Origin of the sequence: Streptomyces coryli (genome assembly GCF_011044975.1) — a bacterium.
GTDB lineage: Bacteria > Actinomycetota > Actinomycetes > Streptomycetales > Streptomycetaceae > Streptomyces > Streptomyces coryli.
The window spans coordinates 1-13381 of record NZ_JAAKZV010000229.1; the positions used below are offsets into that span (position 1 = coordinate 1).

Below are 13381 nucleotides of genomic sequence, written 5' to 3' on the forward strand. Positions count from 1 at the left end.
TCCGATGCCAACCCACCCGCACCAGGCACAGACTCCCGGCCTGGCACCACGCACAGACTCCCGGCCTGGCACCACGCACCCTCAAGCCCGCCCAACGCACAACCGAGTCCACCCACCGCTCGACCCCAACCCCCACAGCCGCGACAACCCGACGGCGCAGCACCCACACCGCACGGAGCAACGGGCGGGCAGGCGGGCAGGCGGGCAGGCGGGCAGGCAGGCTCAGTCCCAAGACCCCTGAGCCGCAGGCAACCCCGCAATCTCCGCCATATCCACCGCACTCAGCCGCACCGACGCGGCATGCGCGTTCTCCACCACCCACCGCTCCCGCTTACTCCCCGGCACCGCCACCACATGCCGCCCCTGCGCCAGCACCCAGGCCAACGCCACCTGCCCCGGCGTACACCCATGCCGCTCGGCCACCCGCCGCAGCCCGGCCACCACCGGCTGATTCGCCGCCATCATCTCCGCGGTGAACCGCGGATGCCGCGCCCGCACGTCATCCGGCTCAAAGCCCTCACCAGGCGTAAGCCGCCCGGTCAAAAACCCATGCCCCAGCGGCATGGCCGCGAGAAACCCGACCCCCCGCGCCTCACACCACGGCACCAGCGCCCCCAGCGCCTCAGGCGACCACACCGACAGCTCCGCCTCAACCGCACTCACCGGGAACTCCTGCTGCACCCGCCGCAACTGCCCCAGCGTCCCGTCATGCAGATCCGCCCCGGCCCGCCGCGAGGCGCCCCGCGCGCCCACCGCGCACAGCCCCAGCGCGCGCACCTTTCCCTCGCGCACGAGCTCCGCCATCGCGCCCCAGGTCTCCTCGACAGGCACCTCAGGATCCGCGCGATGCAGCTGATAAAGATCGATCACATCCGTCTGCAGCCGCCGCAGCGACGCGTCGCACGCCCGCCGCACATACCCCGGCCGCCCGTTGGCGACGATGTGCTGCTCACCCACCAGCAGCCCCACCTTCGTCGATACGAAGGCCTCGCCGCGCCGCTCTTTCAGCACCCGCCCGACCAGATGCTCATTGGTGAACGGCCCGTACATATCCGCCGTATCGAGCAGCGAGACACCGGCGTCCAGCGCCGCGTGCAGCGCCCGCAGCGACTCCTCGCCGTTCTGCTGCGAGGACGCGTACGCCCAGCTCATCGGCATGCAACCGAGACCGACCGCGCCCACCTCGAGGGCCGCCGCACCGATCGTCCTGCGTTCCAACGGACCCGCTCCCTCCACACTGCAGTCCGCACCCTAGCCCGTCCCACGGACAGGCCGGGCAGGCCCCCAACTTGCAGGGGATACATGGCATAGCCTGATGACCATGGACTCAGGACAGGTGTGGCTGGCGCTGCCGCCCGAGGAGATAGACGGCCTTCCGGACTCCCTCGACTACGTTTACTGGGACGGTGCCGGCGAGTGGCCCGCCGACCCGGCGGACTGTGTCTTCTACGTGCCGCCGTACATGACCAAGCCGGACATCACCACGGCACCCATGCTGCGGATGCCACGCCTTAAGGCCATCCAGACCCTCACCGCCGGCGTCGACGCCTACCTTCCCGCCGTCCGCGAACTCCCCCCGGGCGTCACCCTCTGCAACGCCCGCGGCGTGCACGAGGCCTCCACCGCCGAACTGGCCCTCACCCTCACCCTCGCCAGCCTCCGCGGCATTCCCCAGTTCGTACGACGGCAGGACCGGCAGGAGTGGAAGTCCGGCTTCCACCCCTCCCTCGCCGACAAGACGGTGCTGATCCTGGGGTACGGGGCGATCGGCGCCGCCGTGGAGGACCGGCTCGCGGGCTTTGAGTGCGCGCGGGTCATTCGCGTCGCACGCTCCTCTCGTGCAACTCCGCGCGGTCCGGTGCACTCCACCAACGAACTCCCCACGCTCCTCCCGGACTCGGACGTCGTTATCGTCGTCACGCCGCTCACTGAGGACACCCGTGGCCTCGTGGATGACGCCTTTCTGGCCCGGATGAAGGACGGAGCGCTGCTGGTGAATGTCGCCCGCGGGGCCGTCGTGGACACGAAAGCCCTGGTCAGCGAGGTGGAGTCGGGGCGTCTTCGGGCCGCGCTCGACGTCACGGACCCCGAGCCGCTGCCCGTGGGGCACCCGCTCTGGTCCGCCCCCGGAGTCCTCATCAGCCCGCACACCGGAGGCCCCACCTCCGCATTCCGTCCCCGGGCGGCGAAGCTGCTGGCCGCGCAGCTGCGCCGGTTCGCCGCGGGGCAGCCGCTGGAACACGTCGTCGCCGTCAGCTAGTTACGCTGCGTAGAAGAAGTATGTCCCTGAGTGACGATCCTGGTGTATCGTCCCGAGCGGGGGAAGCTCTTCGATGTATGCGGCGTGATGTCGCGATCGCGGCACCCGATCCGAAAAGGTGCCGCACGTACCCGGAAACTCAAGGGGGGCGATGGGCGTGCACGGCGAGTGGACAATCAAGACGACACCCCGGCGGAGCCGCCGCCTGATCCACCGCTGCCGTCCGACAGGCCCGACGGTATCGCGTCACCGGCCCCGGCTCCGGGAGGCATGGTGAGTGCGATCGTGGGGGCGGTGCTGAGGCCGCCGCTGCAGCGCGGCAATGGCCTGCTGCCCCAGCTGCTGCTCGCCGTGCTCTGCGGCGGGTATGCCACCGGCGCCGCCCTCGGCTGGGGCTCCCGCGAACTGGCCCTCTTCATGGGTGACTTCGGGCTGAGCGCGGCCGCCTTCGCCGCCGCGGCGTCCAGCCTGCGCTATGCGTATACGCGGCGGAGCCGTTTTCGACCCGCCTGGCTGATGTTCGGGGCCTCGTCGTTCATGGCGGGCCTCGGCAATGCCGTCTGGGGCTGGTACGAGGTGGTGCTGGACCAGCCGGTCCCGTCACCGTCCGTCGCCGACTTCTGCTTCCTGCTCTTCGCCCCGCCCGCCGTCGTCGGGCTGCTCATCCTCGCCAAGCGCCCGGTCACGCGGGCCGGCTGGGTGTGCCTCGCGCTCGACACGTGGCTGATCGGCGGCTCGCTGCTCACCATCTCCTGGTCGCTGGCGCTGGCCCAGACCGCGGACGTGGACGGCGAATCGGTCCCGGTGGTCGCGCTCAACCTGGCGTATCCGCTGCTCGACATCGCCCTGGTGTCGATGGTGCTGGTGCTGCACTTCCGGCGCACCGCCGCCAATCGCTCCGCGATCAACACGGCGATCGCCGCCCTGGCGCTCACGGTGCTGTGCGACGCGCTGTTCACCTCCCCGCTGCTGCAGCAGAGCTATCGCTCGGGGCAGATCCTCGACGCCGGCTGGTTCGCCGGCTCGATGCTGCTCGCGTACGCCCCCTGGGTCGGGCGGCGGGAGGGCCCGGCGCCGGTGGTGTCGGAGGAGGTCGCGCAGAACCGCCGCCAGCGGGCCTCGCAGATCGCCGCGCTGGCGCCGTATCTCGCGGCCGGCGTGTGCACCCTCGGGATTCTCTACAACGTCCTGGACGGCCGCCGCCTCGACCGCGTCGTGCTCATCACGGCGTGCACGGTGGTGCTCGCCCTGGTCGTACGCCAGGCGATCATGCTGCTCGACAACATCAGCCTCACCCAGGAGCTGGCCCAGAAGGAGAACCACTTCCGGTCGCTGGTCCAGGGCTCCTCCGACGTCATCATGATCGCTGCGCCCACGGGCGTGCTGCGGTACGTCAGCCCGGCCGCCGCCGGGGTCTACGGGCGGCGGGCGGAGGAGCTGGTCGGCTCCGAGCTGGCTTCGCTGATCCACCCCGAGGATCTGGGGCGGGTGCTGCACGAGGTGCGGCGCTTCCTGGCGATGCCGCGCGACCATGCCCAGTCGACGCGCATTGAATGCCGCTTCCGGGCCGGCGATGGGCGCGACGGGGACCATTGGCTCAATGTCGAGTCCACGGTCAACCGGCATCACGGCGGCCTGATCTTCAACAGCCGGGACGTCACGGAGCGGGTCCGGCTGCAGGCTCAGCTGCAGCACGCCGCCTCCCATGACACGCTCACCCAACTGCCCAACCGGGCGCTGTTCACCGAGCGGATCCGGCAGGCGCTCGGCGGCCGCCGCGCCTCGGACCAGGGCACGGCCGTGCTCTTCATCGACCTGGACGGTTTCAAGTCGGTCAACGACACGATCGGTCACGCCGCCGGCGACGAGTTGCTCATCCAGGCCGCCCGCAGGCTGAATGAGTCGGTGCGGTCCGGCGACACCGCGTCCCGGCTGGGCGGCGACGAGTTCGCCGCCCTCATCATTGGCGACGGCAGTAGAACGCCGCGCGAGGTGCGGATCTTCGAGATCGCCGACCGGCTGCGGGAGCGGCTGTCGGAGCCGTATGCGGTGGGCGGGGTGGAGGTGCGGGTGACGCCCAGCATCGGCGTCGCCTTCGCGGACCCCGGCGTCACCCCGGCCGAGCTGATGCGCAATGCCGACCTGGCGATGTATCGCGCGAAACAGGCGGGCAAGGCCCGCGTCGAGCTGTACGCACCACAGTTACAGGCCGAGGTGGTGCGGCGGGTCCAGCTCGCCGACCGCCTCGGATCCGCCCTCAATGACGGACAGTTCTCCTTACTCCACCAGCCCGTGGTCGAGCTGGGCAGCGGCCGCGTCGCCGCCGTCGCGGCACATGCCCGCTGGCGCTCCGCGCAGGGCATCGTGCACACCCCGGCCGAGTTCCTGCGGATGGCCGAGCAGGGCGGGCAGGCCGACGGCCGCACCTCGGAGCTCGGCCGCTGGCTGCTCGAGGAGGCCATCCACCGCGCCGCCGAGCGGCATCGCGACGGCCATACGGTCCCGGTGATCGTCCGGGTCCCCGCCATGCGCCTGGTCGACCGCGGCCTGCCGCCGCAGACCATCGCCGCGCTGCTCGCCCGGTACGGGCTCCCCTCCGGAGTGCTGTGCATCGAGCTGTGCGACCACGACCCCCGGGTCGGCCTGGACGAGCTGGAGCGGCGTCTGGTGGCCCTGCGGCATCTGGGCGTACGCATCTCCCTCGACGGCTTCGGCAACGGCAATGCCGCGATCGCCGCCCTGCGCCGGCTCCCGGTGGACACCCTCAAGCTCGACCGCAGCCTGGTCGAGGGGCTGCCCGAGTCCGAGCGATTGCGGAAGATCACGGCCGGGCTGCTGCGGATCGCCGGCGACCTCGGCATGGATTCCGTAGCCGACGGCATCGACGGACCCGAGGAGGTCGGCCTGCTTTCGGCCATGGGCTGTACGCACGGCCAGGGCCTCGCCTTCGCCGAGCCCCTCGACGAGCCGAGGCTGCGGCGCACCCTGGTCAGCGGCATCGTTCCGGTCCCGCAGGAGGTGCCGGACGGCGGCGCCTCGGCGATCGCGTTCACATGACACACCACCTGGTCGGCCGCCCATATGGTGAGACGCCTGTCCCACCGACTTGACACCCCCCTTGCGTCAGGGGCAAGGTCAGTGCCATGCGCACCCGAATTCTCGTACTTGGAAAGCGCGTCGGCTGAAGCGGGACTCACCAAGAAGTCCCGCCGTCCGCACCCGACGCGCTCCCCTCGCTTGCCACCCGGCACGAGGGGTTTTTTGTTGCACCGGCACCTTCGCTAGATCGCCCAAACCCACCGAAAAACCCTCAGGCACCACGCCAGCAGACGAGAAGAGAAGCAGATGACCGAGCAGGCCACCGGGGCCCCTCATCCCCAGCCGCCGCGGGCTCGCAGCGGGGGTCAGAACCCCGCCGCCACCGCGCAAGCTCCCGCTCCCGCGCCCGCCAAGGGCATCACGGGCGCGCAGTCCCTCATCCTCTCGCTCGAGGCCGTAGGCGCCGAGACCGTCTTCGGCATCCCCGGCGGCGCCATCCTCCCCGCCTACGACCCCCTGATGGACTCGGTCAAGGTCCGGCATGTGCTGGTGCGGCACGAGCAGGGCGCAGGGCACGCCGCCACCGGTTACGCGCAGGCCACCGGCAAGGTCGGCGTCTGCATGGCGACCTCGGGCCCGGGTGCCACCAACCTCGTCACGCCGATCGCCGACGCGCACATGGACTCCGTCCCCATGGTCGCGATCACCGGCCAGGTCGCGTCGAAGGCCATCGGCACGGACGCCTTCCAGGAGGCGGACATCTGCGGCATCACGATGCCGATCACCAAGCACAACTTCCTGGTCACCGACCCGGCCGACATCCCGCGAGTGATCGCCGAGGCGTTCCACATCGCGGCCACCGGACGTCCGGGCCCGGTCCTGGTCGACATCGCCAAGGACGCGCTGCAGGCGAAGACCGAGTTCGCCTGGCCGCCGAAGAACGACCTGCCCGGCTACCGCCCGGTGACCAAGCCGCACTCCAAGCAGATCCGTGAGGCCGCCCGGCTCATCAACGGCGCCAAGCGCCCCGTGCTCTACGTCGGCGGCGGCGTCCTCAAGGCGCACGCGACCGCCGAGCTGAAGGTCCTCGCCGAGCTGACCGGCGCCCCCGTGGTCACCACGCTGATGGCCCTGGGCGCCTTCCCCGACACCCACCCGCAGCACTACGGCATGCCCGGCATGCACGGCTCGGTGGCCGCGGTCACCGCCCTGCAGAAGGCCGACCTGCTGGTCGCCCTGGGCGCCCGCTTCGACGACCGGGTCACCGGCAAGCTGGACTCCTTCGCCCCGTACGCGAAGGTCATCCACGCCGACATCGACCCGGCCGAGATCGGCAAGAACCGCGAGGCGGACGTGCCGATCGTCGGCGACGCCCGCGAGGTCATCGCCGACCTGGTCGTCGCCCTGCAGGCGGACCAGGAGGCCGGGACACGCGGCGACTACAGCGAGTGGATCGCGATGCTGGACCGCTGGCGGGACTCGTACCCGCTGGGCTACGACCAGCCGGACAACGGCCAGCTCTCCCCGCAGCAGGTCATCCAGCGGATCGGCGAACTGGCCCCGGAGGGCACCATCTACGCGGCCGGCGTCGGCCAGCACCAGATGTGGGCCGCCCACTACATCGACTACGACAAGCCCGCCACGTGGCTGAACTCCGGCGGCGCCGGAACGATGGGCTACGCGGTCCCCGCCGCGATGGGCGCCAAGGCCGGCCAGCCGGACCGCACGGTCTGGGCGATCGACGGCGACGGCTGCTTCCAGATGACCAATCAGGAGCTGACCACCTGCGCCCTGAACAACATCCCCATCAAGGTCGCCATCATCAACAACGGCGCCCTGGGGATGGTCCGCCAGTGGCAGACCCTCTTCTACAACCAGCGCTACTCGAACACGGTGCTGCACTCCGGCCCCGAGGCCGACGGCAAGCAGCCGTCCGCCGGCACCCGGGTCCCGGACTTCGTGAAGCTGTCCGAGGCCATGGGCTGCGAGGCGATCCGCTGCGAGGACCCCGCCGACCTGGACGCCGTCATCGAGAAGGCCAACTCCATCAACGACCGCCCGGTGGTCATCGACTTCATCGTCCACGAGGACGCACAGGTCTGGCCGATGGTCGCCGCCGGCACCTCCAACGACGAGATCCTGGCGGCCCGTGGTGTCCGCCCGGACTTCGGCGACGGCGAAGACGACTGAGAGCGCGAAAGGTACTGAAGAGACCATGTCCAAGCACACGCTCTCCGTCCTGGTGGAGAACAAGCCCGGCATCCTGGCCCGGATCTCCGCCCTCTTCTTCCGCCGCGGCTTCAATATCGACTCGCTCGCGGTGGGCACCACCGAGCACCCCGACATCTCCCGCATGACCATTGTGGTGAATGTCGACGAGCAGCCGCTCGAACAGGTCACGAAGCAGCTCAACAAGCTGGTCAACGTCCTGAAGATCGTCGAACTCGAGCCCGGCGCTGCGATCCAGCGCGAGCTCGTCCTGGTCAAGGTCCGCGCCGACAACGAGACCCGCGGCCAGATCGTCGAGATCGTCCAGCTCTTCCGCGCCAAGACGGTCGACGTCTCCCCGGAGGCCGTCACCATCGAGGCCACCGGCAGCAGCGAGAAGCTGGAGGCGATGCTCAAGATGCTGGAGCCGTACGGCATCAAGGAGCTGGTCCAGTCCGGCACGATCGCCATAGGGCGTGGTGCCAGGTCCATCACGGACCGCTCGCTGCGCGCCCTCGACCGCTCGGCTTAGCAGTTAACCCCCGTCAACAAACCCCCGCAGAACCCCAACCGCACCCGGCGTACGGTGGGGCGCACCACCACCCAAGGAGAATTAATCGTGGCCGAGCTGTTCTACGACGACGACGCCGACCTGTCCATCATCCAGGGCCGCAAGGTCGCGGTTCTCGGCTACGGCAGCCAGGGCCACGCCCACGCGCTCTCGCTGCGCGACTCCGGCGTCGATGTCCGCGTGGGCCTGCACGAGGGCTCGAAGTCGCGGGTGAAGGCCGAGGAGCAGGGCCTGCGCGTCGTCACCCCGGCGGAGGCCGCCGCCGAGGCCGACGTGATCATGGTGCTGGTCCCGGACCCGATCCAGGCGAAGGTCTACGAGGAGTCCGTGAAGGACAACCTCAAGGACGGCGACGCCCTCTTCTTCGGCCACGGCCTGAACATCCGCTACGGCTTCATCAAGCCGCCGGCCAACGTCGACGTCTGCATGGTCGCCCCGAAGGGCCCGGGCCACCTGGTCCGCCGCCAGTTCGAGGAGGGCCGCGGCGTGCCGTGCATCGCCGCCGCCGAGCAGGACTTCTCCGGCAACGCGTTCGCGCTGGCGCTCTCGTACGCGAAGGCCATCGGCGGCACCCGCGCCGGCGTCATCAAGACCACCTTCAAGGAGGAGACCGAGACCGACCTCTTCGGCGAGCAGGTGGTCCTCTGCGGCGGCACCTCCGCGCTGGTGAAGGCGGGCTTCGAGACCCTGGTCGAGGCGGGCTACCAGCCGGAGATCGCGTACTTCGAGTGCCTCCACGAGCTGAAGCTCATCGTGGACCTCATGTACGAGGGCGGCCTGGAGAAGATGCGCTGGTCCATCTCCGAGACCGCGGAGTGGGGCGACTACGTCAGCGGCCCGCGCATCATCACCGACCAGACCAAGGCGACCATGAAGCAGGTCCTGGCCGAGATCCAGGACGGCACCTTCGCCAACGACTGGATGAAGGAGTACGCGAACGGCCTCCCGCGCTACAACGAGTACAAGAAGCAGGACGCCGACCACCTCCTGGAGACCACCGGCAAGGAGCTCCGCAAGCTCATGAGCTGGGTCGACGAAGAGGCGTAAGCCCTCTGCAACAGATGCCCTCAATCGCCGGGCAGGCTCCGAACGGAGCCTGCCCGGCGATTGAGGGCGAGCGCCGCCGGGCGCGATTCCCCGGTCCGAGTGATCCTCTTCGAACGGGGTCGGCAGGGGCGCCCCGCGTAGCTACACTTGCACACCACAAGCGCGTGTCGAGCTCACAGCGTCGTGGGTCCGGGCCGCCTCGCCGGCCCAGCGCTGCCACCACCTCCACGCCTGCGGCCGTCGGGACGGCCGTCCGCACAGCACCAGTGAGGACCCACGTGAGCACAGACAGCACCGCCAAACCCGTCGTTCTCATCGCGGAAGAGCTCTCGCCCGCCACCGTCGACGCCCTCGGCCCGGACTTCGAGATCCGGCAGTGCAACGGCGCCGACCGCGGCGAGCTGCTGCCCGCCATCGTCGACGTCGACGCCATCCTGGTCCGCTCCGCGACCAAGGTCGACGCCGAGGCCATCGCCGCCGCGAACAAGCTGAAGGTCGTCGCCCGCGCCGGCGTCGGCCTCGACAACGTCGACGTCTCCGCCGCCACCAAGGCCGGCGTGATGGTGGTCAACGCCCCGACCTCCAATATCGTCACCGCCGCCGAGCTCGCCTGCGGCCTGCTCGTGGCCACGGCCCGTAACATCCCGCAGGCCAACACCGCCCTGAAGCAGGGCGAGTGGAAGCGCAGCAAGTACACCGGCGTCGAGCTCAGCGAGAAGACCCTCGGCGTCGTCGGCCTCGGCCGCATCGGCGTGCTGGTCGCGCAGCGCATGTCGGCCTTCGGCATGAAGATCGTCGCTTACGACCCGTATGTCCAGCCCGCGCGCGCCGCGCAGATGGGCGTCAAGCTGCTCACGCTCGACGAGCTGCTCGAGGTGTCGGACTTCATCACCGTCCACCTCCCCAAGACCCCCGAGACCCTCGGCCTCATCGGCGACGAGGCGCTGCACAAGGTCAAGCCGAACGTCCGCATCGTCAACGCCGCCCGCGGCGGCATCGTGGACGAGGAGGCCCTCGCGGCCGCCCTGAAGGAGGGCCGGGTCGCCGGCGCGGGCCTGGACGTCTACGCGTCCGAGCCGTGCACCGACTCGCCGCTCTTCCAGTTCGACAGCGTCGTCGCCACCCCGCACCTGGGCGCCTCCACCGGCGAGGCGCAGGAGAAGGCGGGCATCGCCGTCGCCAAGTCCGTCCGCCTCGCGCTGGCCGGCGAGCTGGTCCCGGACGCGGTCAACGTCCAGGGCGGCGTCATCGCCGAGGACGTACGCCCGGGTCTGCCGCTCGCCGAGAAGCTCGGCCGGATCTTCACCGCGCTGGCCGGCGAGGTCGCCGTCCGCCTGGACGTCGAGGTCTACGGCGAGATCACCCAGCACGATGTGAAGGTGCTGGAGCTCTCCGCGCTCAAGGGCGTCTTCGAGGACGTCGTCGCCGAGACGGTGAGCTACGTCAACGCGCCGCTGTTCGCGCAGGAGCGCGGCGTCGAGGTGCGCCTGACCACCAGCAGCGAGTCGCCCGAGCACCGCAATGTGGTCACCGTCCGCGGCACGCTCTCCGGCGGCGAGGAGGTGTCGGTCTCCGGCACCCTGGCCGGGCCGAAGCACCAGCAGAAGATCGTCGCCGTCGGCGAGCACGACATCGACCTGCAGCTCGCCGACCACATGGCCTTCTTCCGGTACGCCGACCGCCCCGGCGTCGTCGGCACCCTCGGCCGCATCCTCGGCGAGGCGGGCATCAACATCGCCGGCATGCAGGTCTCCCGCGCCGCCGCCGGCGGCGAGGCGCTCGTCGCCCTCACCGTCGACGACACCATCCCGCAGCCGGTCCTCACCGAGATCGCCGGCGAGATCGGCGCCACCTCGGCGCGCGCGGTGAACCTCACCGACTAAGGCGGCGCAGCACCAGCAGCACCCCGAACGGGCCCGCAGCGCGGGCCCGTTCGTCGTATCCGGAGGATCACCGCCGAAGGCCCTCTCACTTAGCCCCAGATGGATGAAATCTCTCCGCTTGCTTCTTACGGTGAAGGCAAGCGGAGAAAATTCCTTCGCCTCTGAGGGGGAGCGAGATGGCCAGCAGGATGCGAGCGGACGCTCAGCGGAATCGGGAGCAGATCCTGTGCGCCGCCCGCGACGTCCTCGTCGCGGAGGGCGTGGACGCCGCGCTCGACGAGATCGCGCGGCGCGCGGGCGTCGGTATCGCCACCCTCTACCGCCGCTTCCCGAACCGCGAGGCGCTGCTGCAGGGCGTGGCGGTGGACATCCTGTCCCGGATGGTGGAGGCGTTCGACCGCGTCCGGGCGGCGCAGACCGACCCCTTCGAGGGGCTGCGGCTGTTCATGCACGCCGCGGTGGACCTGCGGATCGGCGCGATCATGCCGGCGCTCTCCGGGCGGTTCACCGTGGAGGGCGCCCTCTCGGGCGCCGGCCGCGATCCGCTCCGGGAGCTGCAGCAACTGCTCGGCGAGGCGCAGGAAGCCGGTCTGGTACGCGGCGACGTGCTCGTCGGCGACGTCACCCTCATGGTCATCAGACTCTCCCGCCCGCTGCCCGGCGACGTGGTGCCGCAGGACCGCGACATCGCCCACCGGCAGCTCGAGATCTACCTGGACGGCCTGCGCCCGGCCGCCGCCCGCGAGCGCGCCATCCGGCTGCCGGGCCCGGCGATCGGCTTCGCCTGGTTCAACAAGATCCGCGAGCGCATCGCCGCCCGCGACTGACGTAGCTCCCTGTCCGGCCACACGCTCATCCCGTATCAGAAAGGTTGTGTCATGGACACGGCAAAACAGCAGGAACTCAACCCCAGGCGCTGGCTGGTGCTCTTCTTCATCGGGCTGGCGCAGCTCATGATCGTCCTGGATGTGACGATCGTGAATATCGCGCTGCCCTCCGCCCAGGAGGACCTCGGCATCTCCGACGGCGACCGGCAATGGGTGGTCACTGCGTACTCCCTCGCCTTCGGCGGGCTGCTGCTGCTCGGCGGCCGGATCGCCGACTACCTGGGCCGCCGCCGCACCTTCCTGACCGGACTGCTCGGCTTCGCCGGCGCCTCGGCGCTGGGCGGTGCGGCGCCGGACTTCGGCACCCTGCTCGCCGCCCGCGCGGGCCAGGGCGCCTTCGCCGCGCTGCTGGCACCCGCCGCGCTGTCGCTGCTCACGCTGACCTTCACCGAATCCCGGGAGCGGGCCAAGGCGTTCGGGATCTTCGGCGCCATCGCCGCGGGCGGCGGCGCGATCGGGCTGGTCACGGGCGGTGCGCTCACCGAGTACCTGGACTGGCGCTGGTGCCTGTACGTGAACGTGCCGATCGCGATCGCCGCCGCGTTCGGCTGGCTGGTGCTGCCGCGCGACGTGCGGCCGGAGGCGCGGCCGCGGATGGACATCCCCGGTGCGCTGCTCGCCGTCACCGGTCTGGTCTCGATCGTCTACGCCTGCAGCCAGGCCGAGTCCGAGGGCTGGGACTCGCGGTGGGTGTACGGGCTGCTGATCGTCGGCGCCGCGCTGCTGGCGGGCTTCATCCTGTGGCAGCGGGTGGCCGCGGCGCCGCTGCTGCCGCTGCGGGTGATCACGGACCGGGCCCGGGGGAGCGCGTACCTGGCGGTGGCGCTGGCCATGGTGGGGATGTTCGCGATGTTCCTCTTCCTCACGTACTACATGCAGGTGGTGCAGGGCTATTCGGCGCTGAAGACCGGCGTCGCCTTCCTCCCGATGACGGTGGCGGTGCTGGCGGGCGCGGGCGGCCTCGCGACCCGGCTGCTGCCGAAGGTGCCGCCGCGGGTGCTGGTCGTCCCCGGCCTGCTGCTCGCCTCGGCCGGTACGGCGTGGGCGACGCAGATCGAGGCGTCGACGTCGTACGCGGCGGGGGTGCTGCCCGCGGAGCTGATCGTCGGCTTCGGGATGGGCATGGTGATGGTGACGTCGATGAACTACGCGACGCACGGCGTGCGTGAGGCGGACGCGGGGGTCGCGTCCGCGACGGTCAACACGTCGCAGCAGATCGGCGGTTCGATCGGCACGGCGCTGCTGAACACGGTGGCGACGAGCGCGACCGCGGAGTATGTCCGCGAGCACGCGGCCGGCGGGCGGCCGACGCCCGGTGTGGTCCGGGACGGTCTGGTGGACGGCTTCTCGGCGGCGTTCGGGGTGGCCTCCGTGATCCTCGCGGCGGCGGCGGTGCTGGTCGGCGTCCTGATGAACACCGGGCGGCCGACTCGTGACGCTTCCGCGGAGGCGGGCGGCGTGCCGGCCGCGCACCTTGGGTGAGGCA

9 protein-coding genes are annotated in these 13381 nt (G+C 70.6%); 8 read left to right on the forward strand and 1 reads right to left on the reverse strand.

Annotated elements, in window-relative coordinates; all coding sequences use genetic code 11:
• Window positions 1-222: 222 nt before the first annotated feature.
• Window positions 223-1218, reverse strand: coding sequence for an aldo/keto reductase (locus G5C51_RS33325; RefSeq protein WP_165243008.1), 996 nt, complete (start codon window positions 1216-1218; stop codon window positions 223-225).
• A gap of 97 nt (window positions 1219-1315) precedes the next feature.
• Between G5C51_RS33325 and G5C51_RS33330 the strand changes: the two genes are divergently transcribed.
• From G5C51_RS33330 to G5C51_RS33365, 8 genes are all read left to right on the forward strand, one after another.
• Window positions 1316-2260, forward strand: coding sequence for a 2-hydroxyacid dehydrogenase (locus G5C51_RS33330; RefSeq protein ID WP_206314614.1), 945 nt, complete (start codon window positions 1316-1318; stop codon window positions 2258-2260).
• 270 nt (window positions 2261-2530) lie between these two features.
• Window positions 2531-5317 (forward strand): putative bifunctional diguanylate cyclase/phosphodiesterase, encoded by a 2787-nt coding sequence (locus G5C51_RS33335; RefSeq protein WP_165243010.1) that lies wholly within the window; start codon window positions 2531-2533, stop codon window positions 5315-5317.
• 288 nt (window positions 5318-5605) lie between these two features.
• A complete protein-coding gene (locus tag G5C51_RS33340; RefSeq protein WP_165243012.1) occupies window positions 5606-7489 on the forward strand; it encodes an acetolactate synthase large subunit in 1884 nt (627 codons plus the stop codon).
• 25 nt (window positions 7490-7514) lie between these two features.
• Window positions 7515-8039 carry an acetolactate synthase small subunit gene (gene ilvN / locus G5C51_RS33345; RefSeq protein WP_165243014.1) on the forward strand — a complete coding sequence of 175 codons (525 nt, stop codon included), beginning with the start codon at window positions 7515-7517 and terminating at the stop codon, window positions 8037-8039.
• Between the two features lie 87 nt (window positions 8040-8126).
• Window positions 8127-9125: a ketol-acid reductoisomerase gene (ilvC, locus tag G5C51_RS33350; RefSeq protein ID WP_165243016.1), complete on the forward strand. Its 999-nt coding sequence runs from the start codon at window positions 8127-8129 to the stop codon at window positions 9123-9125.
• 278 nt (window positions 9126-9403) lie between these two features.
• Window positions 9404-11008, forward strand: a complete 1605-nt coding sequence (serA, locus tag G5C51_RS33355) for a phosphoglycerate dehydrogenase (RefSeq protein WP_165243018.1) — start codon at window positions 9404-9406, stop codon at window positions 11006-11008.
• A 176-nt stretch (window positions 11009-11184) separates the two neighbouring features.
• Window positions 11185-11835 carry a TetR/AcrR family transcriptional regulator gene (locus G5C51_RS33360; protein WP_165243020.1) on the forward strand — a complete coding sequence of 217 codons (651 nt, stop codon included), beginning with the start codon at window positions 11185-11187 and terminating at the stop codon, window positions 11833-11835.
• 51 nt (window positions 11836-11886) lie between these two features.
• Entirely contained in the window at window positions 11887-13377 is a 1491-nt protein-coding gene (locus G5C51_RS33365; RefSeq protein WP_165243022.1) for an MFS transporter, read from the forward strand.
• Window positions 13378-13381: the final 4 nt, after the last annotated feature.

What these genes read in the sequence shown, in the direction of transcription:
- G5C51_RS33330 (WP_206314614.1), top strand. Translation starts at nt 1,316, where the DNA reads ATGACCATGGACTCAGGACAGGTGTGGCTGGCGCTGCCGCCCGAGGAG.
- G5C51_RS33335 (WP_165243010.1), top strand. Translation starts at nt 2,531, where the DNA reads ATGGTGAGTGCGATCGTGGGGGCGGTGCTGAGGCCGCCGCTGCAGCGC.
- G5C51_RS33340 (WP_165243012.1), top strand. Translation starts at nt 5,606, where the DNA reads ATGACCGAGCAGGCCACCGGGGCCCCTCATCCCCAGCCGCCGCGGGCT.
- ilvN (WP_165243014.1), top strand. Translation starts at nt 7,515, where the DNA reads ATGTCCAAGCACACGCTCTCCGTCCTGGTGGAGAACAAGCCCGGCATC.
- G5C51_RS33360 (WP_165243020.1), top strand. Translation starts at nt 11,185, where the DNA reads ATGGCCAGCAGGATGCGAGCGGACGCTCAGCGGAATCGGGAGCAGATC.
- G5C51_RS33365 (WP_165243022.1), top strand. Translation starts at nt 11,887, where the DNA reads ATGGACACGGCAAAACAGCAGGAACTCAACCCCAGGCGCTGGCTGGTG.